24 protein-coding genes and 1 pseudogene are annotated in these 26048 nt (G+C 71.1%); 12 read left to right on the top strand and 13 right to left on the bottom strand.

Features of this window, described 5'->3' with window-relative positions; all coding sequences use genetic code 11:
* Positions 1 to 100: 100 nt before the first annotated feature.
* On the top strand, positions 101 to 1786 hold the full coding sequence (locus C464_RS03400; RefSeq protein WP_006112137.1) for a methyl-accepting chemotaxis protein: 1686 nt from the start codon (positions 101 to 103) through the stop codon (positions 1784 to 1786).
* Between the two features lie 45 nt (positions 1787 to 1831).
* Here the strand turns inward: C464_RS03400 and C464_RS03395 are convergent, their stop codons facing one another.
* On the bottom strand, positions 1832 to 2071 hold the full coding sequence (locus tag C464_RS03395) for a hypothetical protein (protein WP_049910809.1): 240 nt from the start codon (positions 2069 to 2071) through the stop codon (positions 1832 to 1834).
* A gap of 66 nt (positions 2072 to 2137) precedes the next feature.
* Positions 2138 to 2602: a DoxX family protein gene (locus C464_RS03390; RefSeq protein WP_006112134.1), complete on the bottom strand. Its 465-nt coding sequence runs from the start codon at positions 2600 to 2602 to the stop codon at positions 2138 to 2140.
* Between the two features lie 162 nt (positions 2603 to 2764).
* On the opposite strand from C464_RS03390, the gene C464_RS03385 reads away from it, so the two are divergent.
* Complete coding sequence (locus tag C464_RS03385) at positions 2765 to 4666, top strand: site-2 protease family protein (RefSeq protein WP_006112132.1); 1902 nt, start codon at positions 2765 to 2767, stop codon at positions 4664 to 4666.
* Positions 4667 to 4844: 178 nt separating this feature from the next.
* On the opposite strand, the gene C464_RS19830 is transcribed toward C464_RS03385, so the two are convergent.
* Positions 4845 to 5012 carry a DUF1059 domain-containing protein gene (locus tag C464_RS19830; RefSeq protein ID WP_006112131.1) on the bottom strand — a complete coding sequence of 56 codons (168 nt, stop codon included), beginning with the start codon at positions 5010 to 5012 and terminating at the stop codon, positions 4845 to 4847.
* A 323-nt stretch (positions 5013 to 5335) separates the two neighbouring features.
* Here C464_RS19830 and C464_RS03380 point away from each other — a divergent pair, with 323 nt between their 5' ends.
* The 6 genes from C464_RS03380 (at position 5336) to C464_RS03355 (ending at position 10288) form a co-directional block, all read left to right on the top strand.
* Positions 5336 to 6643 (top strand): ornithine cyclodeaminase, encoded by a 1308-nt coding sequence (locus C464_RS03380; protein ID WP_006112129.1) that lies wholly within the window; start codon positions 5336 to 5338, stop codon positions 6641 to 6643.
* On the top strand, positions 6640 to 7203 hold the full coding sequence (locus C464_RS03375) for a GNAT family N-acetyltransferase (RefSeq protein WP_006112128.1): 564 nt from the start codon (positions 6640 to 6642) through the stop codon (positions 7201 to 7203). Before C464_RS03380 ends, C464_RS03375 begins: the two co-directional genes overlap by 4 nt.
* Positions 7204 to 7283: 80 nt before the next feature.
* Positions 7284 to 8273 carry a Gfo/Idh/MocA family protein gene (locus C464_RS03370; protein ID WP_006112126.1) on the top strand — a complete coding sequence of 330 codons (990 nt, stop codon included), beginning with the start codon at positions 7284 to 7286 and terminating at the stop codon, positions 8271 to 8273.
* Positions 8274 to 8341: 68 nt separating this feature from the next.
* Positions 8342 to 8767: a universal stress protein gene (locus C464_RS03365; protein ID WP_006112125.1), complete on the top strand. Its 426-nt coding sequence runs from the start codon at positions 8342 to 8344 to the stop codon at positions 8765 to 8767.
* A gap of 138 nt (positions 8768 to 8905) precedes the next feature.
* On the top strand, positions 8906 to 9778 hold the full coding sequence (locus C464_RS03360; protein WP_006112124.1) for a sulfurtransferase: 873 nt from the start codon (positions 8906 to 8908) through the stop codon (positions 9776 to 9778).
* Between the two features lie 81 nt (positions 9779 to 9859).
* Positions 9860 to 10288: a universal stress protein gene (locus tag C464_RS03355; RefSeq protein WP_006112123.1), complete on the top strand. Its 429-nt coding sequence runs from the start codon at positions 9860 to 9862 to the stop codon at positions 10286 to 10288.
* A 10-nt stretch (positions 10289 to 10298) separates the two neighbouring features.
* Here the strand turns inward: C464_RS03355 and C464_RS03350 are convergent, their stop codons facing one another.
* Positions 10299 to 11504, bottom strand: a complete 1206-nt coding sequence (locus C464_RS03350; protein WP_049910815.1) for an inorganic phosphate transporter — start codon at positions 11502 to 11504, stop codon at positions 10299 to 10301.
* A 106-nt stretch (positions 11505 to 11610) separates the two neighbouring features.
* Positions 11611 to 13509 carry a S9 family peptidase gene (locus tag C464_RS03345; protein ID WP_006112120.1) on the bottom strand — a complete coding sequence of 633 codons (1899 nt, stop codon included), beginning with the start codon at positions 13507 to 13509 and terminating at the stop codon, positions 11611 to 11613.
* A gap of 113 nt (positions 13510 to 13622) precedes the next feature.
* On the opposite strand from C464_RS03345, the pseudogene C464_RS19910 reads away from it, so the two are divergent.
* The 4 genes and pseudogenes from C464_RS19910 to C464_RS03325 all read left to right on the top strand — a co-directional run bounded on the left by C464_RS19910 (position 13623) and on the right by C464_RS03325 (position 16833).
* Positions 13623 to 14693: pseudogene (locus tag C464_RS19910) on the top strand (FAD-binding domain-containing protein).
* Positions 14694 to 14696: 3 nt separating this feature from the next.
* On the top strand, positions 14697 to 14930 hold the full coding sequence (locus tag C464_RS03335) for a YgaP family membrane protein (protein ID WP_006112117.1): 234 nt from the start codon (positions 14697 to 14699) through the stop codon (positions 14928 to 14930).
* Positions 14931 to 15111: 181 nt separating this feature from the next.
* On the top strand, positions 15112 to 16344 hold the full coding sequence (locus C464_RS03330) for an FAD-dependent oxidoreductase (protein WP_006112115.1): 1233 nt from the start codon (positions 15112 to 15114) through the stop codon (positions 16342 to 16344).
* Positions 16345 to 16425: 81 nt separating this feature from the next.
* Positions 16426 to 16833, top strand: a complete 408-nt coding sequence (locus C464_RS03325; protein WP_006112114.1) for a MaoC family dehydratase — start codon at positions 16426 to 16428, stop codon at positions 16831 to 16833.
* A 27-nt stretch (positions 16834 to 16860) separates the two neighbouring features.
* Here C464_RS03325 and C464_RS03320 read toward each other — a convergent pair whose 3' ends face one another.
* From C464_RS03320 to C464_RS03285, 8 genes are all read right to left on the bottom strand, one after another.
* Positions 16861 to 17913 (bottom strand): 3-oxoacyl-ACP synthase, encoded by a 1053-nt coding sequence (locus C464_RS03320; protein WP_006112113.1) that lies wholly within the window; start codon positions 17911 to 17913, stop codon positions 16861 to 16863.
* A gap of 129 nt (positions 17914 to 18042) precedes the next feature.
* The gene (locus C464_RS03315) at positions 18043 to 19227 is read right to left on the bottom strand and encodes a branched-chain amino acid ABC transporter permease (protein WP_006112111.1); all 1185 of its coding nucleotides are present in this window, start codon (positions 19225 to 19227) and stop codon (positions 18043 to 18045) included.
* 223 nt (positions 19228 to 19450) lie between these two features.
* Positions 19451 to 20503: a branched-chain amino acid ABC transporter permease gene (locus C464_RS03310; protein ID WP_006112110.1), complete on the bottom strand. Its 1053-nt coding sequence runs from the start codon at positions 20501 to 20503 to the stop codon at positions 19451 to 19453.
* Positions 20500 to 21198: an ABC transporter ATP-binding protein gene (locus tag C464_RS03305; protein WP_006112109.1), complete on the bottom strand. Its 699-nt coding sequence runs from the start codon at positions 21196 to 21198 to the stop codon at positions 20500 to 20502. The genes C464_RS03310 and C464_RS03305 overlap by 4 nt, the downstream gene beginning before the upstream one ends.
* Entirely contained in the window at positions 21195 to 22055 is an 861-nt protein-coding gene (locus C464_RS03300; RefSeq protein ID WP_006112106.1) for an ABC transporter ATP-binding protein, read from the bottom strand. The genes C464_RS03305 and C464_RS03300 overlap by 4 nt, the downstream gene beginning before the upstream one ends.
* Positions 22055 to 23491 (bottom strand): ABC transporter substrate-binding protein, encoded by a 1437-nt coding sequence (locus C464_RS03295; RefSeq protein ID WP_049910814.1) that lies wholly within the window; start codon positions 23489 to 23491, stop codon positions 22055 to 22057. Before C464_RS03295 ends, C464_RS03300 begins: the two co-directional genes overlap by 1 nt.
* Before the next feature lie 133 nt (positions 23492 to 23624).
* Positions 23625 to 24326 carry a helix-turn-helix domain-containing protein gene (locus tag C464_RS03290; protein WP_006112104.1) on the bottom strand — a complete coding sequence of 234 codons (702 nt, stop codon included), beginning with the start codon at positions 24324 to 24326 and terminating at the stop codon, positions 23625 to 23627.
* Between the two features lie 117 nt (positions 24327 to 24443).
* Positions 24444 to 26048, bottom strand: a complete 1605-nt coding sequence (locus C464_RS03285; RefSeq protein ID WP_006112103.1) for a class I adenylate-forming enzyme family protein — start codon at positions 26046 to 26048, stop codon at positions 24444 to 24446.

Below are 26048 nucleotides of genomic sequence, written 5' to 3'. Positions count from 1 at the left end.
GAGGTTCATAACCCGGTCTCGTCGAGGTCGGAGCATGTCCACGACACGACAGCGCCGCCCGGGGGTCCGCGGGCGGTACGAGGCCCTCCTGTGGCGGACGATGGACGCGCTCGGCGTCTCCGAGTCGATAGAGCGAAAGGTCGTCACGGCGGTCGGCATCCAGTTCCTCGTCACGGTCGGCATCTTCCTCACTCAGTTTCTGATCTCGGGGACCGCGGCGTACGTCGTCTCCGGGGCGCTGTTCCTCGGCGCGGTCGTCGCCATCTACAACACCCTGCTGATCGTTCGGCGCGACTTCGCCGGACCGATCCGGGCGCTGGAGCGGCAGGCGGAGGCGATCGCCGCGGGCGAGGTCGACGGCGCGAGCGACGGCCGCGCCGACGGCTCGTCCGCGGGCGACCCCGCGGACGCCCTCGACCCGACTCAGCCCGACGAGATCGGGAGCCTCGTCGGCGCGTTCGGCGAGGTCCGCGGCTACCTCACCACCGTCTCCGCGCAGGCGGAGGCGCTCGCGGCCCAGGAGTTCGACGACCCCGCCCTCGACGAGGAGGTCCCGGGCTCCTTCGGCGAGTCGCTCGACGAGATGGCCGGGAACCTCGCGGCCTACACCACCGAGCTGGAGGCGCTCGTCGACGCGTTCGGCGACGCCGCGGAGCGGGCGCAGGGCGGCGACCTGACGGCGACGATCGACGAGGACGCGCTGGCGACGGACGAGCGGCGGTACGCCGAGCTCGTCGACAACTACAACCGGCTGGTCGCGACGCTCGGCGAGACGCTCGGCGACGTCGGCGCGTTCACCGCGGACGTGGCCGGGACCGCGGACGAGGTGCGCGCGAGCATGGACGAGGTCGACGACGCGAGCGGCGAGGTCGCCGGCTCGGTCCAGGAGATATCCGACGGCGCGGCCGAGCAGACGGACGAACTGGAGGCGATCGCCGGCGAGATGAACACGCTGTCGGCGACCGTCGAGGAGATCGCGGCGAGCGCGGACGACGCCGCCGAGACCGCCCGCGACGCGGCCGAGCGCGGCCGCTCCGGCCGGGAGGAGGCCGCGGAGGCGATCGCGGAGCTGGAGACGCTCGAAGCGCGGATCGGCGAGACGGCGGCAGCGGTCACCGACCTCGCGGATCGCGTGGGCGAGATCGACGAGATCGCGGCCGTGATCGACGAGATCGCCGAGGAGACCAACCTGCTCGCGCTGAACGCCTCCATCGAGGCGGCGCGCGCCGACGGCTCGGGCGACGGGTTCGCGGTCGTCGCCGACGAGGTGAAGTCGCTCGCCGAGGAGACCCGCGAGTCCGCGGCGGAGATCTCCGGGCGGATCGAGGCCGTCCAGGAGGCGTCCGCGTCGACCGCGGCCGACGCCGAGGCGATGGAGGCGCAGGTCGCCGACGGCGTCGAGACGATCGAGTCGACGCTGCGGGAGTTCGAGGGGGTCGTCGAGGACGTGACGACCGTCGACGAGACCGTTCAAGAGATCAGCGACGCGACCGACGATCAGGCGCGCACGACGCAGGAGGTCGTCGACATGGTCGACGGCGTCGCGTCCGTGAGCGGACAGACGGCCACCGAGGCCGAGACGGTCGCGGCGGCGGCCGAGGAACAGACCGCGACGGTCTCCGAGGTGACGAGACGGGTCCACACGCTCTCCGACCAGTCCGACGAGCTACTGGCTCGGCTGGAGGAGTTCGAGGTTCCGGACCGGGACGGCGGGCGCGCGGACGCGGTCGGCGGGCCGCGGACCGGCGTCGGGGCGCTGTCGGCGACCGGCGCGGACGACGACTGAGGGCGGACGACGACCGAGCGCGGTCGGCGACATCGACGGCGTCTGTTACTCCGAGCGGCCGCGGCCGCCGAGCGCGGGGAGGTTCACGCCGATCTCCGTGAGCAGCGCGCCGACGGCGGCGTAGCCCAGCGCGCCGACGGACGCGACGATCAGGACCTGTCCGACGAGCACGAGCAGCGCCGACAGCGGGTCGCCGGCCCCGAGGATGAGGTCGTTCAGGAAGATGTCGACGAACCGGCCGACGTCGCCGACCAGCCGCGAGACGAAGTCGATGAGCGCCATCATGGACCACGCTTGTACCGGGGGGTACTTGGGTGTTGAGTTCGCGGCGGGGCCTCGCTCGCGCCGCGGCTACGGCTCCGGCTCGGACGCCGGCGCGTCGTCGGACCGGGCGTACCGCAGCGCCCACCCGATCAGGACGCCCTGGAACGGGAGCCGGATCAGCGCCGCGAGCCGCGCCGGGCCGACGAGTCGGTCCGGCACGAGGTCGTCCAGCACGTCGCCGCGGGCGAGGTGGACGTTCGCCGGGAACACCGCCACGAGGAGGGCGGCGATCCCCCACGCGGACCGGCGTCGCGTCCGCGGTATCGCGACGCCGATCCCGAGGAGGATCTCCGCGATCCCGGAGAGGTACACGAGCCCGACCGGGCGCGGGAACGCCGGCGGGATCGCCGCCGCGAATCGCTTCGGGGCCAGGAAGTGAGCGATCCCGGCGGCGACGTACGTCGCGCCCATGAGCGGCGCGAGCGACCGCTCGGAGCCGTCGGCCTCGCCGCCCTCCGAGTCGGTCGATCCGGTTCGGTCTCTGTCGGTCATGTCGCACCAGACGAGCGGGGGCCTATCAGTCCCCGCCACACGAGCGGGGGCCTATCGGTCCTCGCCGACCGGAGCCGAGAGCCGTCCCGACGCGCGCCGCGTCGACGGCCGAGGTCCCCGGAACCGAACCCCTTACGAGCGGGCGAGCCCAACGCCGTGGTAATGAACACGTTGTTCTGGGTGCTCACGGGGGTCCTCGCGTACTCCGCGGTCGCGATGTGGCTGCGGAACCGGGGGAGTCTCCCGGACGGCGTCGGGGTCTCCGGTCCGGTACTGACCCTCCGGACGCTCCGGGGGCGCGCCTTCCTCGGCCGGCTCGCGGCGCCGAAGCGGTTCTGGCGCGCGGTCGCCAACCTCGGGCTCGGGGGGGCTTTGGTGGCGATGGTGGCGTCGTTCGCGCTCATCCTCTCGTCCGCGTCGTCGGCGTTCACGAACGCGCAGCCCTCCGCGATCCAACAGCCGCAGAACTTCCTCATCATCCCCGGCGTCAACGACTTCCTCCCGCTGTCCGTCGCGCCCGAGATCGTCGCCGGACTCGCCGGCGCGATGGTGATCCACGAGGGCGCGCACGGCCTCCTCTGCCGGGTCGAGGACATCGACATCGAGTCGATGGGGCTCGTCTTCTTCGCGTTCCTCCCGGTCGGCGCGTTCGTCGAACCGGACGAGGAGGCGACGCAGGAGGCGTCCCGCGGGGCGCGCGCTCGGATGTTCGCGGCCGGCGTCACCGCGAACACGGTGCTGACGATCGTCGTCTTCGCGCTCCTCTTCGGCCCCGTCGTCGGGGCCATCTCGCCCGCCGCCGGGTACGCGGTCGGCGAGGTGAACCCCGGCTCCCCGGCGGCCGCCGCCGACATCTCGCAGGGCGACCGGGTCGTCGAGGTCGCCGGCACGCCGATCGAGACCGCGGGCGAATTCGAGTCCGCGGTCGCCGACGCCGGCGACTCCGTCGCGCTCACCCTCGACGACGGCGACGCCAGGGAGACGGTGCGGGTCGACCGCGAGCTACAGGTGGTCGGCTCCGCCGGCGGGAACCCCCTCGGCGTGACGATCGAGGGCGCGCCCGTGACGATCGCGAGCGTGAACGGCGAACCGGTCGCGACCGAGTCCGACCTCTTCGCCGCGGTCGGCGACGACGAGCGCGCGACGCTGACGGTGACGGGCAACGAGACCGTCGTCGAACAGGTCCGCGACGCGCCCGGTGCCGAGACCGCCACCGACGTCGAGACCGCCGAAGACGAGGCCGCCGTCACCGTCCGAGACGTCCCGATCGGCGCGTACGTCGTCGGCGTCCAAGAGGACGGCCCGATCCACGACGCGGGCGCGGCGCTCGGCGAGCCGCTGACGATCGTCTCGGTCGACGGCGAGCGCGTCGTCGACAACGACGCGCTCTCGGCCGTCCTCGGCGAGCGCGAGGCGGGCGAGACCGTCCCCGTCACGGTGTACGACGCGGACGGCGAACGCGACACCTACGACGTGGAACTCGACCCGCACCCGAACCGCGACGGCGGGTTCGTCGGCGTCAGCGTCTTCCCCGGCACGAGCGGGCTCGCGCTCGACGACGTGGGGGTCACGGAGTACCCCGCCGGCGCGTACCTCGAACTGCTCGGCGGCGACGGCGGGCAGGGGGCGGCGGACGGCGTCCCGCTCGGCGGGATCACCGAGTCGCCGCTCGGGCTCGTCTTCGTCGCGCTCATCCTCCCGCTCAGCGGCCTGTTCGGGCTCCCGTTCAACTTCGCGGGGTTCACCGGTGAGGTGACCAACTTCTTCGTGGTCGAAGGGCCGCTCGCGGTGCTCGGCGGCGGGGTCTTCCTGCTGGCGAACCTCCTCTTCTGGTCCGGGTGGATCAACATCCAGCTGGCGCTGTTCAACTGCCTGCCCGCGTTCCCGCTCGACGGCGGCCGCATCCTCCGGATGGCCGCCGAGGCGGTGATCAGTCGGGTCCCGGTCAGCGACCGACACGCCGCGGTGCGGACGATCACGGTCTCCTCCGGGCTGGTGATGCTGGCGGGGCTGGTCGCGATGATCTTCGGCAACCAGATCCTCACCGCGCTCGGGCTGATCTGAGGGCGGGGGCGAGTGCCTGCGACCGGCCGAACGGCGTGAGTCGCAGGCGCGAGGGAGACGCTCGCGAGTTTGTTGCTACGCACGGCGCGCGAATGCGCTGCGAACTGAGGCCGACCTACGGGAGAGAGTGGTCGGTCGGTACAGGTGACCGACACATCGATCAGTACGGCTCTTATCCTTAGACTTGGATAATACTCGACCTGATTGTTTCGACGGTCTCGTCGTCCATTTCGAGTTCGGGGTGTGAACTGTTCGCGTGTTCTTCGGCTTGCGACATAACCTCTTCTTCAGTCTCGGCTTCAATGGTCGCGCTACATCCGTCTATGGGGCACTCGAGTCGATTCATGGTTCAATTGTGCGATACGTGTTACGGCAGTATTGCTATTAGGGGGCTACCGGAATGTACGCACACTCTACCGGATCGACTCCGCAACCCTCAACGGCAGTTGGCAGGGGTACTGGCGACAGGTCGGCAGGCACGTTCTATCGGTTGGTTCCGGACTCAGACAGAGAAGATAACGCAGTTCCCGTGCTGGCTACAACCCCAGTATTCAGCAACCAGTACCTCTCGGTCTGTGAGGATTCCGACACAGTTAGCATACATCCGCTGTCGGGGAGCGCTAACGGAGCGAGGGAAACGGGTTTCCCCGGCGGGCGCGACGCCTCCGTATGACCCACTCGCGGACCGTCGAACTCGAGGGCCACATCATCGACAGCGGGACGATGCAGCGCTGTTTCGGCGCGGTGATGGACCTCGGCGGCTCGTTCGACGTCGAGCGGTTCGACGTCGGGAAACACGAGACCGAGGAGTCGTACTGCCGGCTGACCGTCTCCGCGGACGACCCCGAGACGCTGCGGGGGATCCTCCACGAGCTCCACCAGAACGGCGCGGTGCTCGAGGACCCCTCCGACGTGGAGCTCGTCGCCGCGCCCGCCGACAAGGTGGTCCCGCCGAACTTCTACTCGACCACGAACCACCCGACCGAGGTGTTGTACGACGGCGAGTGGATCGGCGTCGAGCGGATCGAGATGGACTGCGCGCTGGTCGTGGAACCCGAGCCGGCAGCGGACGCCGGCGAGGGGGACCGAGCGGACGCCTCGGACCCGGGCGGCTCCCCGCGCGCCTACACCAAGACGCTCAACGCGATCGAGGAGGGCGACCTCGTCGCGACCGACCAGTCCGGGATCCGCGTGAAACCGCCCGAGCGTCCCCGGAGCGGAGGCGGCGCGTTCGGCTTCATGCAGGGCGGCGTCTCCGCCGAGCGCCCCTCCGAGTCGACGATCCGGGAGGTGGCCGCGGAGCTGCGCGCGGTGAAGGCGGACGGCGGCAACGTGATGGTCGTCGCCGGGCCCGCGGTGATCCACTCCGGCGCGGGCGACGCGCTCGCCGACCTCGTCGCGGGGGGCTACGTCGACGCGCTCTCGGCGGGCAACGGCTTCGCCACGCACGACCTGGAGCGCTCCATCTACGGCACCTCGCTCGGCATGAACGTCGAGACGCTCGAACACCCGCGGAAGGGACACAAACACCACATCTGGACCATCTCGGAGATCATCCGCGCCGGCGGGATCGAGGCCGCGGTCGAGGACGGGGTCGTCACGGAGGGCGTGATGTACGAGTGCGTCGAGCACGGCGTCGACACCGTCCTCGCGGGGTCGATCCGGGACGACGGGCCGCTCCCGGACACGATCACCGACGCGGTCGAGGCGCAGGACGCGATCCGCGAGCAGGCGCACGACGCCGACATCGTGATCATGCTCGCCACGCTGCTCCACTCCGTCGCGGTCGGGAACTGCCTCCCCTCCACGACGAAGACCGTCTGCGTCGACATCAACCCCGCCACGGTCACCCAGCTACTCGACCGGGGCTCGGCGCAGGCGATCGGCATGGTCACCGACATCGGGACGTTCGTCCCGACGCTCGCGGAGCTCGTGCTGGAGGACGGCGACGCCGAAACGGCGGTGGCGGACGAATGAGCGTCGACCTCCGTCCGTACGACCGCGACCGCGACGCCGACGGCCTCTACGCCGCGAAGGTCGCCTTCGAGCGCGGGCTCGGGGCGAACACCGGCGGCGACGGGAAGGCGGCCGCCTACGAGGGCAAGCTCACCGAGGCGTACCGCGAGCGGTGGCTCGACTGGGTCGACCGCTGCGTCACCGACGACCCCCGGTGCGTGACCGTCGCGGCGGACGAGAGCGGAGACGGAGACGGAGATGAAGCCGGAGACGAGACCGGAGCGGGACCGGCGACCGCCGGCTCGGTCGTCGGCTACGTCTTCGTCCTCCCGGCGCGGATGGCGATGATCTGGGACGCGGCGGTGCTGAACGAGCTGTACGTCGCGCCCGACCACCGCGGGACCGGCGTCGCAGACGACCTGATCGACGCGGCGCTCGCGCTCGCGAGCGATCAGGACCTCCCGCTCGATCGGCTAGTACTGGACGTCGACGCCGCCAACGAGCGCGCGCGAGCGTTCTACGACCGCCACGGCTTCGAGTCGTGGGGCGAGCTGGTCGCGCGACCGCTGGACGACGCCTGAGAGGCTCGTCTCCGTCGGAGGCGACCCGGAGCCGTTCCGCCTCCCGAAGCTACAAGCGCGTCCGACCGCTTCCCTCGGCCGTGATACAGATCGGCATCGTCGGCTGCGGCGTGATCGGGAACCGCCTCGCGGCCGCGATAGCGGACCACGACCGGTTCGAACTGGCGGCCGCCTGCGACCTCGACGCGGACCGCGCCGCGTCGCTCGCGGCCGACCACGGCACCGACCGCACCGCGACGACGACCGACCACGAGGCGCTCGTCGACACCGACGGCCTCGACGCCGTCTACGTCGGCGTCCCCCCGCTCGCGCACCGCGACGTGGTGGCCGACGCGCTCGCGGCCGACAGGCACGTGATCTGCGAGAAGCCCATCGCGGCCGACGCCGAGACGGGCCGCGAACTCGTCTCGCTCGCCGAGGAGACCGACCGCGTCACGGCCGTGAACCTACCGTTCCGCTACACGCCCGGGTTCTTCCGGCTCCGGGAGCTGGTCGACTCGGGGGAGGTCGGCGACCCGCGCCGCGCGGAGCTCCGGTTCCGGTTCCCGGAGTGGCCCCGCGAGTGGCAGGACGTGTCGTGGCTGGAGTCGCGCGAGCAGGGCGGCCCCCTGCGCGAGGTGGGGACGCACTTCCTGTTCGGCGTTCAGGAGCTGTTCGGGCCGATCGAGGCCGTCTCCGCCGACGTCGGCTACGCCGGCCCCGAGCGCTACGAGGACGACGTGGTCGGGACGTTCCGGGCCGACGGGGTCCGCGGGACGATCGACCTGCTGTGCGACCACGAGGGCGAGGAGGAGAACAGCGTCACCGTCGTCGGCGACGAGGCGTCGCTGTCGCTGACGGAGTGGTACCGGCTCGTGCGCGACCGCGGCCGCGAGGGCGAGGCGACGCTCGTCGACGAGCGCGGCGACACCGTGCGCGCGCTCCTGACCGAGTTCGCGGGCGCGGTCGACGGCGACGGGGGCGACCTCGTCTCCTTCGGCGAGGCGACGCGCGTTCAGGAAGTTCTCGACGCGGTCCACGCCTCCGAGGGCGACCGCGTCCGGCCGGGAGCCGACACCGGCGGCCGGTAACTCGCCGCGGAGTCGCGGGCCGGGAACGCCCGACAGGAATTATGTGTCTCTCGGACCCATCTCCGCGTATGAGCTACCTCGTTGCGACCGACGGATCGACGGAGGGGGACGAGGCGGTCCGGTACGCGGCGCGTCAGGCGGTCGCGTTCTACGAGACGCTGGAGATCGCCCACGTGCTGACGCCGGACTCCGAACTGGTCGACGGCACCATCATCCTCCCGGGCGAGGACGCGGCCGTCGAGGCCGGGCAGGGGGTCCTGTCGAACGCCCGCACCATCGCCGAGGAGGCCGTCGGCGACGAGTCGATCACCGTGGAGACCCAACTGCTCACGGGGCGGCCGGCCGACGCGCTCACCGAGTACGCCGCCGAGGAGGCCGTCGACGCCATCTACGTCGGCCACCGCGGGCTCTCGGCGGAGCGCGAGCAGGTCGTCGGCAGCGTCGCGAAGAGCGTCGTCGACAAGGCCGACGTTCCCGTGACGGTGATCCGGTAGGTGTCAGAGCAGCCAAACGTTCGTTCGGCCTCGAAGCGGTCGTTTTCGGCGGTTCCTCTCGTTTTCCGGCCGTCACAGGCCCCGGAAAGAACCGCCATTATCGGACGTTCAAAACGGCGTTAGACCCTATTACGGCTGATGTCTGAAGACGTACTCGTCACGGCGGACTGGGTCGAAGAACACCTCGACGCCTTTCAGGACGACGACTCCGACCACCGACTCGTCGAGATCAACAACCCGACCGTCACCGACGAGTCGGAGTACACGCCCTACGGGGAGGGCCACATCCCCGGCGCGCTGAACTTCGAGTGGGACGCGGTGTTCACCGACGAGACGGAGCGCGACATCGTCTCGAAGGAGGCGTTCGCGGAGCGGAACGGCGAGGGCGGCATCGACGCCGACACGACCGTCGTCGTGTACGGCGGCGGCCGCGTGCCGAACTGGTTCGCGCTGTTCGGCTACTGGATCTACAAGTACTACGGTCACGACGACATCCGCGTGGTCGACGGCGGGAAGGGGTACTGGGTCGAGAACGACTACCCGCTCTCCACCGAGGAGCCCGACTTCACGCCCCGCGAGTACGCGGCCCGCGGCCCCTTCGAGAGCGTCCGCGCGTACAAGGACGACATCGACAAGGCGATCGAGGAGGGGATCCCGATGGTCGACGTCCGCTCGCCGGAGGAGTTCTCCGGCGAGGTCATCGCGCCCGAGGGGCTCAACGAGACCGCCCAGCGCGGCGGCCACATTCCCGGCGCGAGCAACGTGCCGATCGGCACGACGCTGAACGAGGACGGGACGTTCAAGAGCGCGGACGAGCTCCGCGAGCTGTACGGCGACGCCGGCGTCGACGGCGACGAGTCGACGATCACCTACTGTCGCGTCGGCGAGCGCTCGTCGATCGAGTGGTTCCTCCTCCACGAGCTGCTCGGCTACGACGATGTCCGCAACTACGACGGCTCGTGGACCGAGTGGGGCAACCTCGTCGGCGCGCCGATCGAGACGGGAGAGTAGGCGACCGACGCGCCGCCCGGTCGCCGCGACCGGCGCGCGCGTGACCACCGTCGATATGTGTACGGGGACGCAAGGACTTGTATGGCAACGTCTCACGTACTCGTCCCGCTCGACGGGTCACCGCTGGCCGCCGAGGCGCTCGACGAGGCGCTCGAACGCTTCGACTGTCGGGTGACGGTGTTGAACGTGGTGACGCCGCTCGACGCGCCGATGAGCGAGGGCGGGATCCTCGGAGCCGACGAGGACCGCCGCGAGAGCGCTCGCGACCGGGCCGACCGCGTCGTCGAACGGGCGACCGCGCGCGCCGAGACCGACCAGCCCGTCGAGACGGCGGTTCGGACGGGCGACCCGGCGGAGACCATTCTCGACTACGTCGACGACCACGACGTCGACCACGTCGTCATGGGCGGCCACGGCGGCGAGCGGGGACGCGTCGCCCGGCGGCTGCTCGGCACCGTGGCGACGAGCGTGGTCGGCGAGGCCCCCGTGACCGTGACGGTCGTGCGCTGATCTCGGGCGCTCACCCGCCGAGGACGGCGGCGAAGGCCGCGTAGAGCCCGTAGCCGATCGCGATCGAGGCCACGAGCGTGATCCCCCAAAAGAGGAGAGTGACGCCGATCTTCCGCCGCGAGACGCCCGCGGAGCCGCCGGCGAGTCCCCCGCCGATGACGCCGGAGATAATGATGTTGTTGAACGAGATCGGGATCCCGAGCCCGATCGCCAGCTGGGCGATGATGAACCCGGGGACCAGCGCGGCGATCGACCGCCGCGCGCCCAGCTGCGCGTACTCGCGCGAGGTGGCCTGGAGCAGCTTCGGCGCGCCCATCCACGCGCCCATGAGGATGCCCGCGGCACCGAGCGAGAGCAGCACGATGCCGGGTAAGCCGAGTTCGACCCCGTAGAGGTTCTCGAGCGGGCCGGTCGCCAGTCCGACCTGACTGCCGCCGCTGGAGAAGGCGACGACGCTCCCGAGGACGAGGAGGAACGACCGAATTCCCCCCTCGACCGACGCCTGCGTCCGCCGGCGGACGGCGACGAACCACGCCGCGGCCGCGAGCAGCGTGACGAGCACCGTCACGGGGTCGATCCCGGCGACCGTCGGCGCGCCGACCTGCCGGGCGACGAACCCCGCGACCGAGCTCTGGGCCGCGTCGGGCGGCGAGGGGATGACTCCCAGTCGGACGTTGGCCACGATCCCGCCGACGACGGCGGCGAGCAGCGGGACGCCGACCGTCTCCGGGATGTCGTCGCGCCGGAGCACGCTGGCGGTGACGTACGCGAGGCCGCCGGAGACGGGCGGGACGAGCGCCCAGAACAGCCCGATGCGGCGGTAGGTGTCGATGGCGGGATCGCCCCCGAGCGAGAGCCCGACGCCGACCATCGCTCCCGTCGTCGCGAACGCCGCCGGGACCGGGTATCCGGTGTAGACGCCGAAGGCCATGAACCCGGTCGCGGTGAGCAGCCCCGCCGTCGCCGCCAGCGAGCTGATCTGGACGCCGTTTATGAGCCCCGCGCCGACCGTCTCGGAGATCGCCCCGCCCTGCGTGAGCGCGCCGAGCGCGGCGAGGATCCCGATGAGGAAGGCGGCCCGCATCGTCGAGATGGCGTTCGCGCCGATCGCCGGGGCGAACGGCGGCGAGTTGCTGTTCGCGCCGAGTGCCCACGCGGTGGCGAGACTGGTCAGCGTCGCCAGCGCGACGAGGACCCAGAAGCCGACGCCGGCCACGGTCACCCGCCCCCGCCGACGAGGTATCGAGCCATGTCTCCCCCCGACGGCGGGGGTGATTAAATAACCCCCGTCGGACGGGCGTCGCCCGCCCGCGGTCGCCTCGTCAGTCGTCCAGCGCGGCCACGGCGGTGCGCTCCGCGCCGATCCGGCGGTCGAGGAAGTCGTCGAGCAGCTCCAGCGATCGGATCTTCTGGTCGATGTCGCCCGATCCGTGACCCTCCTCGCCGAGTTCCTCGTACTCGTAGTCGTCGCCCTCTTCGAAGCCGGCGTCGTCGAGCGCGTCGCGAAGGATCCGGGCCTGCGAGACGGGGACCCGCGGGTCGTTGACGCCGTGGACGATGAACAGCGGCGCGTCGACGTTCTCGACGTAGTTCACCGGGCTGCGCTCGCGGTAGGTCGCCTCGTTCTCGTCCGGCTCGCCGAGGTTCTTCACCATGAGCTCCGTCCGGAAGTGGGGCATGGTGTTCTCGTACATGTCGAAGAGGTCGCTCACGCCGACCCACGCGACCCCGGCGGCGTACAGGTCCGGGTACTGGACCATCTGCCAGTTGGCGGAGTAGCCGCCGTAGGAGCCGCCGTACACGGCGACGCGGTCCTCGTCGAGCCAGTCGTACTCCTCGAGGACGTGCTCGGCACCCGTCGCCACGTCGCCCTGCTCGGCGCCGCCCCAGTCGTCGTACAGCTCTTCGACGAACTCGCGCCCGCGCCCCGTGGAGCCGCGGTAGTTCACCTGAAGGACGGAGTAGCCACGCGAGAGCAGGAACTGGACGCGGTAGCTGAACCGTCGCATGTCGTGGTGTCGCGGGCCGCCGTGCGGGTTGACGACGAGCGGCGACGGGCGACGCCCGGAGTCGAACAGCAGCCCCTCGATCTCGAACTCCTCGTAGGGGTCGTGGTCGACCGCCCGCGCCGGCGTCTCGGGGACGCCGTCGGAGGCGAACGAGACCGTCTCCGGCTCGACGAAGTCGTCGGGGTCGAACGGGCCGTACTCCGCGTCGAACACCGTCTCCGTCTCGTCCGCGCCGAGGTCGTACGCGACCAGCTCAGGTCGCCGGCTCGACGTGGTCCGGTACGCGAGCAGACGGTCGTCGGTCAGCCGGCCCTCGGTCACGCTGGCGACGCCGGCCGGGAAGTCGAGCTCCCGCCCCTCGCAGGTGTCGGCGTCGTAGACGACGGGCACCGTCACGGCCCCGCGCGTCCGGCTCGCGACGAAGCGGTCGCCGCCCGCGAGGAAGTGGCTCGCGCCCTCCTCGAACTCGCCGTCGCCGAACCACGTCACCGTCGCGTCGTCGACGCCGTCCGAGAGGTCGACGATCCCGGCCCGTCCGAGGTCGGCGCTGTTGTCGTTGATGAGCAGGCGGTCGCCGTCGGGCCCCCAATCGATCGAGGCGGCCTCCGCGCCGAGGTCGCCGACGTCGAGGTTCCGCGGGTTCGAGCCGTCCGCGTCCGCGACGTAGACGTCCATATTCTCGTAGGTGTCCGTCTCGTTGGTCGCGTACGCGATGCGGTCGCCGTCGGGCGACAGCTCGCCGGCGGCGACGGCGCGGTCGTAATCGGTGAGCTTCGTCGTCTCGTCGCTCGCGAGGTCGTGACGGTAGAGGTTCATCTGGCCGCCGCGGCTGGAGCCGAGGAGGAGCGTCTCGCCGTCCTCGCTCACGTCGTGGAGGCGGATCTGGCCGTCCATCTCGACGACGGGCTCGCTCTCGCCGTCGAGCGACATCGCCCACACGTCGTGCTGCTCGTCGCCGTCCTCGTCGCGGTGGTAGAAGAGGCGGTCGCCGCTCGGGTCCCACTCGAAGCCGGCGCGGACCGAGCGCGGCACGTCGCCGTCGCTGAGCTGCTCCAGCGAACCGTCCGCGGCGTCGAGGAGGTGGAGCTCGTTGCGACCGGTGACGTCGTAGTAGAGGGCGACCGTCTCGCCGTCCGGGGACACGCGCGGGCTCGCGATCGTCGGCAGCGAGGCGAGTTCGCGCAGTACGTCGGTCTCGTCTGTGTCAGACATCCGTGAACACACGGTGTCGGAACCCTATTCAACGTTTCCCGTGCCCGGAACCGCCGCGCGTCCGCCCCCGGCCGACAGGCCCACGCGACGGGAACCCGTAACGGAAGCAACGCATGGCCACGGGCGAGGACGCGCCGCTTCCGACGGCTCCGGATCCGGAAGCGATCCGCTCGGTCACCCCGTCCGACGACGCTCCCGACGAACCGGGCACCGTCGTCTGGCACCGCGACGACCTGCGGATCGCGGACAACCCCGCGCTCGCGGCGGCTGCGGCGGACGCCGAGCGGATCCTCCCGCTGTTCGTCTTCGAGCCCGCGTTCTACGACGAGCGCGGGGCGGCCTGCGACGCTCGGGTCGAGTTCCGCCACGACTGCCTACGGGACCTCGAGCGCCAGTACCGCGACGTTGGCGGGGCTGGGCTGACGTACGCCCACGGCGACCCGCTCGACGTGCTCGCGCGGTTCGTCGACGCCGGCTGGGACGTCGTCGCGACCGCCACCGCGAGCGGGCGGTACGGACGGCGACGCGAGCATGCGCTGCCTGCGCGAGACGGGGCGGCTGAACTTCCGGATGCGGGCGCTGTGCGCGAGCGTCTACTTCCACGTCCTCCAGCAGCCGTGGCGGATCGGTGCCGACCACTTCTACGAACACCTGATCGACGGCGACCCCGCGATCAACTACACCCAGCGGCAGTCGCAGTGCGGGCTGGTCGGCCGCCCGGGGCTGCGCTTGTACGATCCCCGCAAGCAGGTCCGCGATCAGGACCCCGACGGCGAGTTCGTCGGGCGGTGGGTCCCCGAGCTCGACCCGCTCCCCGCCGCACACCTCGACGCCCCCGAGAAGACGCCGCTCGCGGTCCAGCGTGAGGTCGGCGTGCGGATCGGCGAGGGCTACCCGTACCCGGTCGCGGACTACGAGCGGGCCCGGCTGGAGTTCCGCGAGCGCTACGGCGCGGTCCACGGCGCGGCCGCGGCGCGGCTCGGCGACGAGGATATCGCGCGTCGCGCGTCGCTGTCGGGGGCCTCGGGGCTGCGCGGTCGATCGCGGCTGACCACGGCGAGCCGGTCGGGACGGACGGGGACGACCCCGACGCGACCTCGCAGACCGGGCTCGACGAGTTCGGGTCAACGCGACGGGGCGGGTCAGCGGTGAAAAGCTTCATACGGCCGTGCGCCGTATTGTGACGTATGAACCAAAACGTCGGTTCGACGGACAAGCGCGTCAGGACCGCGGTCGGTGCCGTTGCCGGTGCCGTCTCGTTAGCCACGCTCGCGGGATCCGCGCCCCTCCCCGACATCGCGGCCCCGGTGCTCGGCGTCGTCGCGATCGCGATGCTCGCGACCGCCGCGACCGGGACCTGCGGTCTCTACTCCGTGCTCGGCGTCGACACCTGCCCCGCCGACGCCGGCGGATCGCGCTGAGCGACCGTCGCAGCCGGATGCGGAATTCGGCCGGTAAAACCCCTTTTGAAACCGGTTTTTCACTAGTCCGACGGCAGCCTCAAGTGCGCAGAATGCGTATCTATCCCATGCTCGACAGTGGCCCGAATCGACGGCGTCTCGCGGCGGAGCACGCTCCCGCGGCAGCCGGGGTGACCGTCGCGTGAGCGACGACCCGACCGTCTTGGTGATCGGCGGCGGCGCGACGGGAACGGGACTCGCCCGCGACCTCGCCATGCGCGGCGTCGACGTGACGCTCGTCGACCGCGGCGGACTCGGCAGCGGCACCTCCGGGCGGTCGCACGGTCTCCTCCACAGCGGGGCCCGCTACGCCGAGGCCGACGCCGAGGGGGCCTGGGAGTGTATCGTCGAGAATCGGACGCTCCGCGACGTCGCCGGCGCGTGCGTCCGGGAGACCGGCGGCCTCTTCGTCCGACTCGACGGCGACGACCCCGACTACTTCGAGGAGAAGATCGCGGCCTGCGAGGCGATCGGGATCGAGACCGAACGGCTCGACGCAGACGCCGCGCGCGAGGCGGTGCCGGACCTCTCAGACGACGTCGCGGAGGCGTTCCGCGTCCCGGACGGCGTCATCTACCCGTCCCGGCTAGTCGCGGCCAACGCCGCGGACGCCGAGCGCCACGGCGCGACCGTCCACCCGCACGCGCCCGTCGAGGACGTGACAGTCACCGACGGCGAGATCGAGACGGTCCGCGTCGGCGGCGCGGTCGACGCCACGCTGTCGCCCGAAATCGTCGTCAACGCCACCGGGGCGTGGGCCGACGGCGTCGCCGAGATGGCCGGCGTCGAGGTCGGGATGGCCCCGAGTCGAGGCGTGATGGTCTCCGTGGAGTACGACGGAGCGACGCCCGTGCTGAACCGATGTCGCGACCCCGACGACGGCGACATCGTCGTGCCCCACGAGGGCGAGGTCGTGCTGGGGACCACGAGCGTTCCCGTCTCCGACCCGGACGAGTACGAGCGCGCCGACTGGGAGGTCGAGCGCTCGGTCGAGGAGTGCGCCGCGATGCTCCCCGCGGTCGCCGACGCGCCGACGGTCCGGACGTGGTGGGGCGTCCGTCCCCTGTACTCGCCCGACGAGGCGGGGTCGGACCGCCGCGGTATCTCCCGCGGCTTCACGCTGCTGGACCACGAGCGCGACGACGCGGCCGGCCTCTACAGCGTCGTGGGCGGCAAGCTGACCACCTACCGGCAGATGGCCGAGACGACCGCCGACGAGGTCTGCGACCGCCTCGGCGTCGACAGCGAGTGTGAGACGGCGACCGAGCCGCTGGCCCACGCCGACGACCCAGAGCGGCTGGACGAACTGGTCGAGGCGTACGGCGGCGCGAACCCCACCGACGTCGACGTGGTCGACGCGCCGGCCGACGACTGAAATGGGTCACACCCCGGCGACGCCGACGCGGGTTCGAGGCTGAACCGCGGGGTTGAGGCGGCCGGCGCGCGTCCGATCGGTATGCCAGTCGCGACGATCGGCGAGACGGCGACCCACGAGGTAACGATCACCGAGGAGACGATCGAGGCGTTCGCGGCGCTCTCGGGCGACGAGAACCCGATCCACCTCGACGACGAGTACGCCGTCGAGACGATGTTCGAGGGGCGCGTCGCGCACGGGATCCTCTCGGCCGCGGTCGTCTCCGCGGCGCTCGCGCGGCTCTCCGGCGACATCGTCTACCTCTCGCAGGAGCTGTCGTTCGAGAAGCCGGTGTATCCGGGCGAGACGGTCGAAGCGAGCGTCAGCGTCATCGACGACCTCGGCGGCGACCGGATCGCGGTCGAGACGAGCGCGACCGTCCCCGAACGCGACGAGCGCGTCCTCTCCGGCGAGGCGACGGTGCTCTCGCTGCCGCACGACTCCGCGTAGCGACGGCCGAGCGCTCTCTGGGACGCGTCATCCCCGCCACCGAATCACGGTCGCGGACCACGTGTACCCCGTGCCGGCCGCGAGCAGGCAGCCGAGGTCGCCCGGTTCGAGGCGGTCCGTCTCGACGCCCCGCTCCAGCGCGAGCGCCTGGTCGACGCTCTGGACGTGGCCGTACTCGTCGAGGTAGTAGCCGTCGCTCCCCGGGTCGAGCCCGAGCTCGCCGAGGACGCGCTCGTGGAACGACCGCTTCATGTGGGTGAGCGCGACGAAGTCGAGGTCGTCGCGGTCGAACCCGGACCGCTCCAGCGCCGTGTCGGCGACCGAGAGGTACGCGGGCAGCGAGACGGGTCCGAGCCGCTCTTTCATCCCGTCCGGGTCGGGGACGTCGAGGGTGTGAAGTCCCTCGCGGACGGTCTCCTCGCTCGGCGGGCGCTTCGACCCGCCCGCCGGCATCACCACGTCGTCGGCGAACGAGCCGTCGGTCTCGGCCGCGCTCGCGTGAACGACGGCTCGGGCGCGACCGTCGAACGGGGTAGCCTCGTCGTCCGCCGATCCCGCGTCCGCCGCCTCGACGACGAATGCGCTCGCGCCGCTGCCGAAGTTGAACATGAAGGAGCCGTCCTCGTTGCCGTAGTCGACGAGGTCCTCCTCGCGGCTCGCGGCGACGAGCAGCGCCGCGTCGATCGGTTCTGCCTCCAGCTGGGCGGTCACCTGTCTGAGCGCGATCGGCGCGCCCGCACAGAGCGTGTAGCTCTCCGTCGCGTACGCGTTCGTCGCGCCGAGCCGGTCGGTGATCGCCGCCGCGGCCGACCAGACGACGTGGTCCTTGTACTCGGAGCCGTGATAGAGGACCACGTCGAGGTCAGTCGGGTCGACGTCGGCGTCCGCGAGCGCGCGCTCGGCCGCCGTCACCGACATGTCGGTCGCGTGGTCGTCGTCGGGCGGGCAGACGTGCTTCTCGCGGACGCCCATCTTCTCGACGACGACGTCCTCCGGGATCCCGCTCTCGGCCGCGATGGCCTCGCCCGTGATCGTCTCGTCGGGCACGTACGTCCCGAGTCCGGTGATCCCGACGGTCATCCGTCGCCTCCGCGCCGCGTTCGATTCGGTCCGTCGTGTCGTGTGGTGTCGGTCATGTGTTACATGTCAGCGTCGCGGTCCCCGTCGCGCGCCGCGCGACGGGGACCGCGGAACCGCGAGCCGGCGACGCTACCGGCGGTAGCGTCGCAGGTAGTCCGGGAGCCGCTTCCCGACGGTGCCGCCGAGCCGGTCGCGCAGCGTCCCGAGGATGCCGTTCGGGACGAACAGCACGAACAGCACGAAGATGATCCCGAGGTACAGCGGGGCGCGCCCGTCGACCGCGGTGTTGACGAACAGCTCTAAGCTGACCCCGAAGAGGTCGGCTTCGAGGACGTTCGCCGGGAGCCCCTCGCGCAACAGGGTGGCCACCCCGCCGCTCTCGGTCGAGAGGACGTCCTCCAACCCCTGCGTGAACAGGGTCCCGAACACCGGCCCCGCGAGGGTGCCGAACCCGCCGATGATCGTGGTGATCAGCGCGTCGGCGGTGACGAGGAAGTAGAACGTCCCGTCGGGCGCGACCGACCGCGAGTAGGCGGCGAAGACGCCGCCCGCGACCGCGCCGAAGAAGCCGCTGATGGCGAACGCGGCCAGCTTGAACCGGTAGGTCGGGTAGCCGACCGCGCGCGCTCGCTCCTCGTTCTCGCGGATCGCGATCATCACGCGCCCGAACGGCGAGTGGAGGATCCGCTGCATCGCGAAGTAGCAGCCGACGACGACGATCCCGAGCGCGTAGTACGAGACCACCGTCGTCGATAAGTCGATCCCCAGCCCGAGCAGGTTCTCGACGCTCTCGCCGGTGAGCCGCCCCACGTCGAGGCTGAGCGCGTCGACGTAGGGGACGCCGATCGCGAGCGCGTCGCCGCTCACCGTCGCGCCCTCGGTCGGGTTCGTCGAGACGTACCCCCACGAGCGGATCAGCTCGTAGATCACCTGCGCGAAGCCGAGCGTGATCATCGCGAAGTAGACCCCCGTGAGCCGGAACGACACCGACCCGATGACGAGCGCGAGCAGACCGGCCACCACCGCGCCGAGCAGGAGCGTGATCATGAACGGCGTCCCGCCCGGGATCCCCGGCACCTGCCCGTTCGCGGCGAGGACGACGAAGTACGCGCCGGTGCCGTAGAACGCGGCGTGGCCGAACGAGAGGTAGCCGGTGTAGCCGCTGATGAAGTCGAAGCTCATCGCGAACAGGCCCGTGTACAACACCACGACCATGAACGTGATCGCGGGGAGGAACGCCTCCGCGAACGGCGCCGCGGGCGTCGCGAGCAGCGCCTCGTAGGCGAGCGGGTACAGGGCGAATCCGACGATCACGGCCGCGTGAACGGCGTGGTCCCACAGGTACTCGCGGAGGCCGCCAGTCGCGGTCGACGGCGGGATCGGATCGGTTTCGTCGACTGGGGCGTCCGCTTCGTCGACCGGGGCGTCCGCGTCGTCGACCGGGGCGTCCGCGTCGTCGACCGGTGTGTCCGCTTCGTTGACAGCGGCGTCCGAATCGGCCGGAGCGTCCGCCTCGTCGACGCCGGGGTCGGGGTCGCTAATGGCCCCCCACCTCCTCGACGCCGTAGAGCCCCTGCGGGCGGATGATCAGCATCACCACGAGCAGGAGGAAGATGGTCACCTCGGAGAGGCCGGGGAAGGTGACGATCCCGGTGGTGAACAGCCACGTCGTCACCGAGTCGGCGATGCCGACGATGCCCGCCGCGACGAGCGTCCCGGTGAAGCTCCCGAGGCCGCCGATGATGACGACGACGAACGCGTACAGCAGCACGTCGATGCTCAGGAGGACGCTCGGCCCCCAGATCGGGTCCCACATCAGCAGGACGCCGCCGACCGCTGCGAGGCCGGTCCCGACGCCGAACACGACGGTGAACGCCTGTCGCACGTCGATGCCGAGCGCCTGAACCATCTCGGTGTCCTCGCTGCCGGCGCGGATGTAGAGCCCGTACAGCGTCTTCGTCAGGAAGGCCCAGACCGCGACCGCGACGAGCGCGCCGATCGCGACCTCGAAGAGGTACAGCCGCCTGACGCCGACGCCGAACAGCTCGGTGCGGCCGAGCAGCACGTCGGGCGCGGTGCCCATCGGGGCCTGCCACTGCGGGTTCGGCTGGATCCCGCGGAGCGTCAAGACGATCCGCGCGACCTCCTCGATGATGAGCGAGACGCCGAACGTCAACAGGATCTGGTAGGTCGGCGTCCGGTCGTAGATCGGCCTGATGAGCGCCACCTCCATCGCGCTGCCGGCGGCGGTCGTCACCGCGAACACGAGCGCCAGCGCGACGAAGAAGACGAGTATCGTCGCGAGCGTCCCCGTGTTCGCGCCGACGACGAGGACGAGCACCAGTCCGCCGAGGTACGCGCCGACCATCGCGACCGCGCCGTGCGCGAAGTTGAGCACGCCCATCAGCCCGAAGACGAGCGTCAGGCCGACCGCGATGGTGAAGTACACCGCGCCCTTGCCGATCCCCTCCGCGAGCACGCGGGCGGCCGTCCGGAGCCCGTCGACCGCGCCGCCGGTCGCGAGCAGCGCCCCCGGATCGACGAGCGAGGCGATCTGCGGGGCGGCCCCCGCGAGCGGTGCGAGGCTCATGCGGTCAGGTACCTCCGGATGCGCTCGTCCTCGCTCGTGACGCCGGCGGTCTCGCCCGCCTCGACGACGACGCCGTGGTCGACGAGGTAGAAGCGGTCGGCGAGGTCCATCGCCAGTCGGAAGTTCTGCTCGACGAGGACCATCGTCGTGTCGGCCGAGGCCGCGCGCAGCGCCTCGACCACGTCCTCGACGATCTGCGGCGCGAGCCCCTCGCTCGGCTCGTCGACGAGGAGCAGGTCGTTGTCGCCGACCATCCCGCGGGCGATCGCGAGCATCTGCTGTTGGCCGCCGCTCAGGTCGCCCGCCCCCTTGTCGCTGAAGCGGTCGAGCGCCGGGAACAGCTCGTACGCCTCCGCGATCTGCGCGCTCGGGTCGGCCGCGGAGTGGGCGGCGACGCGCAGGTTCTCCTCGACCGTGAGGTGCGAGAACACTCGTCGCTCTTCGGGCACCCATCCCATCCCGCGGGCGGCGATCTCGTGTGGCTCCATCCCCGTGACGTCCTCCCCGTCGAACCGGACCGTCCCCTCGCGGGGCGGCGTCAGCCCGAGCGCGGTCCGGAGCGTCGTCGTCTTCCCGACCCCGTTCCGGCCGACGAGGGCGACGATCTCGCCCGCCTCGACCGACAGCGACAGGCCCTGGAGGATGTGGCTCTCGCCGTAGTAGGTGTGGACCTCGTCGAGTTCGAGAGTCGTCACGGCGGCCCACCTCCGGCGCTCGCACGTCGTCCGCCGTCGGCGGCCGCGTCGCCCTCGGCGTGCTCGCCGCCTTCCGCCGACTCCTCGCGGCCGTAGCCGCCGAGGTAGGCCTCCTGAACGGCCTCGTCGCCGCGGACGTCCTCCGGCGGGCCGTCGGCGATCAACTCGCCGCGGTGGAGGACGGCGATCCGGTCGGAGACATCCATCACCATCTCCACGTTGTGCTCGATGAGCATCACCGAGTGGTCGGCCGCCACGTCCTCGATCAGCGCGACGACCTCGTCGACGCCCTCGCTCGACACGCCGGCGGTCGGCTCGTCGAGCAGGAGCAGGTCCGGGTCGCCGGCGAGCGCGACGCCGATCTCGAGGCTGCGCTTCTCGCCGTGGCTCAGGTTCTCCGTGACCGTCTCCGCCTCGTCCGCGAGCCCGATCCGTTCGAGGATCGCCGTCGCCTCCGCGTAGTGCTCCTCGAAGTCGGCGACGTTGCGCCACAGCTTCCACGAGTCGCTCCCGCGGCTCGCCTGCGCCGCGACCCTGACGTTCTCCAGCACCGACAGCGTCGGGAACAGGTTCGTGATCTGGTACGAGCGGTGGATCCCCGCGAGCGCCGTCTCGTTCGGCGAGGCCGCGGTGATGTCCACGGCCGGCTCCGGGCCGCCGTCGCCCGACGGGGCGAACCGGATGCTCCCGTCGGAGGGCTCCAACACGCCCGTGAGCAGGTTGAAGAACGTCGTCTTCCCCGCGCCGTTCGGGCCGATGATCGAGCAGAGCTCGCCGGCCTCCAGCGCGAAGTCGACGCCGTCGACGGCGGTGATGCCGCCGAAACGCTTCGTGAGCCCCTCGGTCTCCAGCAGCATTACAGCGAGCAGCTCGCGTCCTCTTCGGGGACCATCACGTCCTCGGCGTCGAGGCGTTCGAGGGGCTGGCCGGGCATGATCGGCGCGTCCCACGTGTCGGCGTACTCGTCGCTCGTCGGCACCGGCCACGCGACCGTCATCTGCGAGGCCGCCTGGTTGTTGTGCTCTTGGAACGTGTACCCGTCCGCGCCCTTCGGGGTGTCGGCGACCGTCATGCCGCGGAGCGCGTCCGCGATGTCCGCGCCCTCGGTGGAGCCGGACTCCGAGACGGCCTGCGAGAGCGCCGAGGCGGCGGTGAACGTCCCCGAGCTGAACAGGTCGGGCACGATGCCGTACGCGTCGATGTGCAGCTGCCGGAACTCCTCGTTGATCGGGTTCTCGTACTGGTTCCAGTGGTACCGACTGGTGAACGGGCCGAGCCCGGCGTCCTTGATGTCCTGCTCGGTGAACCCCTCGCCCAGCGCCGACTCGATGGTGCCGCCGATGAGCTGCGTCGTCAGCAAGGCGGCGAACCCGCCGAACACCTGGACGTCGAAGGAGATGGCCGAGGTGAGGAACTGCGGCAGCGTCGACGCCGTGAAGCCGCCGACGACGCCCGTCGCGCCGTCCGAGACCGCCTGCTCGAAGAGCCCGTCGAACTCGGAGTAGCCGACCTCGACGAACCGGGGTTCGAGGACGTCGACCCCGTTGTCCTCCAAGACCTGCGTGTAGTTCTCCGCGACGCTCTGTCCGAACGCGTTGTCGGACGCGAACACCGCGACCGTGTCGATGTCGAAGTTCTCGGCGACGTACGTGCCCCCGGCCCGCGCGTCCATCGCGGTGTGCTCGCTCGCGCGGAACGCGAGCGGGTGGCAGAACTCGTCGCTCACCGTGATGCCGGCGTCGGCCGCGGGACCGATGAGGTAGGGCACGTCGGTCTCGTCGACGACGGTGTTGATGAGCCGACGCGCGCTGTCAGAGGAGGTCCCCCCGAACAGGACGTCGACCTCCTCGTCTAAGACGAGGTCCGTCGCGACGCTCTGGGCCGTGTCCGGACTGAAGCCGGTGTCCTCGACGATGATCTCGTAGGTCGGGCCGCCCTCCGGCTCGATCGTGTACGTCCCCGGCGTGGCCTCCTCGATCGGGTCGAGGTCGTGTTTGTACGCCAGCCCTGAGTAGAACCCGCGGAGGCTGATCTGGCCGTAGTACTGGAGGTCCCCCGAGGTCGGCTGGAGCGCGCCGATCCGTACCGTCTCCCCGGAGAGGTCGCCCCCGTCGGAGCCGTCCCCGCCGTCGGAGCCGTCGGAGCCGTCCGAGCCGTCCATCCCGTCGCCGCCGTCGGAGCCGTCGGAGCCGTCCCCGCCGCCCGAACAGCCGGCCAGTCCCGTGAGTCCGGCCGCGCCGACCGCGGCCCCGGTTCCTCGCAGATACGCTCGCCGTGTGTGTTCGTCTCGCATACACTGTTCGACGACGGACACCATCATCAATGGCCGAGTTAAGATGTTAACAGTCCACGCGGATTCGGCGGATTTCGTCCGATATCGCCCTCAAACCCCGGGTTTCGAACGTCGCTCGCCGCCGCGCCGCCGGCTACTCCAGCCCGTCGAGCGCGGCGACGACGCTGCGGAGCAGCTTCTTCTCGCCGCGGCGCATGTTCTTCGAGACGGCCGCGGTGGAGACGTCGAACTCGTCCGCGAGCGTCGACAGCGTCGCCTCGCGCGGCGACTCGAAGTAGCCGGCGTCGGCCGCGGACTCGATGGTCTCGCGCTCGACGTCCGTCAGGTCGCGGCACGCGTCCAGCATCGTCGAGGCCGCGTTCGCGTTCCGCATCGTGTCGAACAGGGCCTCCATCGAGAGCTCGGAGCGCTCCTCGACGACGAACTCGTTGCCCTTCGCCAAGTCGTGGAGCGCCGCCTCCGTCGTCGCCTCGTCGTCGAACCCGACCTGCCAGCGCTCGGAGCCGTCCTCGATCAGGAACGGGCCGGTGATGTAGCCGCCGTGGTCGGTTATCGTCGACATCGCGTTCGTCTCCTCGATGACGGTCCGGATGATCGCCGTCCCGTCCCGCTTCGAGAACAGCCGGTACTCGGCCATGTTCTCGTGGTCGCGGAGCGCCGTGAGCCCGTCGCCGAGCTCGTACCGGTCCGGCGACTCGACGAGCAGCCGGGTCTCCAGCTGCTCCGCCGCCGTGTCCAACTGCCAGTGCATGGCGGAGAAGGAGACGTCGTGGTCGGCGGAGGTGTCGATGAACGGGCAGTCGAACTGCTCCATGTCCATCGTGACGTCGAGCATGCCCCCTCCTTATTCTCCGAATACATAATGGTTGTTCCTGTTAGACCCGTATATCTGTCGAAATCCGTCCGCTCGGGCGAGATAGCCCGCGCTCGACGGTCGGAGCGCGACCGGGCCCTACTCGCCGAACCGGTCTTTCAGCGCCGCGCGGTCGATCTTCGAGGGGCCGGCGGTCGGCATCTCGTCGACGAACGCCAGCTCCTTCGGCACCGCGAAGCGGGCGACGCGCGAGGCGAGGTGCGACTCCACGTCGGCGAGCGAGAGCGACTCGTCGCCGACGAGTATCGCCTTGCCGACCGTCCCCCACCGCTCGCTCGGGACGCCGATCACGACCGCCTCCTCGATCGCGGGGTGGTCGGTGAGCGCGTCCTCGACGCGGGGCGGATAGACGTTCTCGCCGCCGGAGACGAACATGTTCTTCTTGCGCCCCTCGATGTGGTAGTAGCCGTCCTCGTCGACGCGCGCGAGGTCGCCGGTCGACACCCAGTCCCCGAACGTCTCGGCGGTCTCGTCCGGCTCGTCCCAGTACCGGTCGGCCGCCGCCGGCCCGGCGAGTTCGAGTTCGCCGACCGTCCCGTCCGGGACCGGGCCGTCCTCGTCGACGACGCGCGCGTCGACCGCGAGCGCCGGCACGCCGACGCTCCCGGTCTTCTCCGGCGGGAAGTCGTCCGGCATCGCGAAGTTGTTCGGCCCGCACTCGGTGAGCCCGTACCCCTGCGATATCTCGACGCCGCGGTCGCGCCACGCCGCGATGACGCTCTCCCGGCAGGGACCCCCGCCGCTCTTCACGAACCGGAGCGAGGAGAGGTCGGCGTCGTCCCACTCGTCGTGTTGGGCCATCATCCGCAACACGGCGGGGACCGCGACCAGCGTCGTCGCCGACTCGCGCTCGACGTCGCGGAGGACGCGGCCGGGGTCGACCTCCGGACTCAACAGGATTCGGCCCCCCATCTGGAAGAAGGGGACGGTGAGCACGTTCCAGCCGCCGGTGTGGAACATCGGGAACACCATCGGCGTCACGTCGTCCTGGCGGAGCCCCCAGGCGGTGACGGTGTTGAACGCGTTCCAGCGGATCGCGCCGTGACTGATCACCGTCTCCTTCGGCGTGCCCGTCGAGCCGCCGGTGTGTAAGAACAGGTGCGGGTCCGCGAGCGACACGTCGGCGGTCTCGACGGGCGAGCCGTCCGCCGGCAGGTCGCGGGTGTACGGCCGCCAGGCGTCGTCGCCGTCGGTCGGGATCGAGCGGACCGCGGGCTCGACGTCCGCCCGCTCCAACGCGTCGGTGACGTCGCCGCAGAACGGCGTCTCGACGAGGAGCAGTTCGGGGTCGACGGTTCCCAGCACGGCCGCGAGGTCGCGCTCGGCGAGCCGGTGCGAGAGCGGGGCCAGCACCGACCCGGTCTTCCCGGTCGCGAAGAACAGGTCGACGAGCTCGACGCGGTTCCGCGAGACGACGGCGACGCGGTCGCCCGCCTCGACGCCGGCGTCGCGGAGGAAGCGCGCGGTGCGGTTGGCGCGCTCGTCCAACTCCGCGTACGTGAACTCGTCGTCCGCGGCCGTGTCGGTGACCGCGACGCGGTCCGGCGAGAGCCGCGCGCGGCGAGCGGACAGCGACCCGACCCACTCGTAGCCCCGGTCGCCGTGCGGGTGCGGCCTGTGGTCCGACTCGGTTTCGCGCTCCCCCGTGCGGTCGTCCGACCGCGGACCGTCTCCGGTCGCCAT

The organism is Halorubrum coriense DSM 10284, assembly GCF_000337035.1.
Classification (GTDB): Archaea; Halobacteriota; Halobacteria; order Halobacteriales; family Haloferacaceae; genus Halorubrum; species Halorubrum coriense.
The sequence above is the reverse complement of the archived record's forward strand: the minus strand, read 5'-3'. Positions and strand labels throughout refer to the sequence as shown.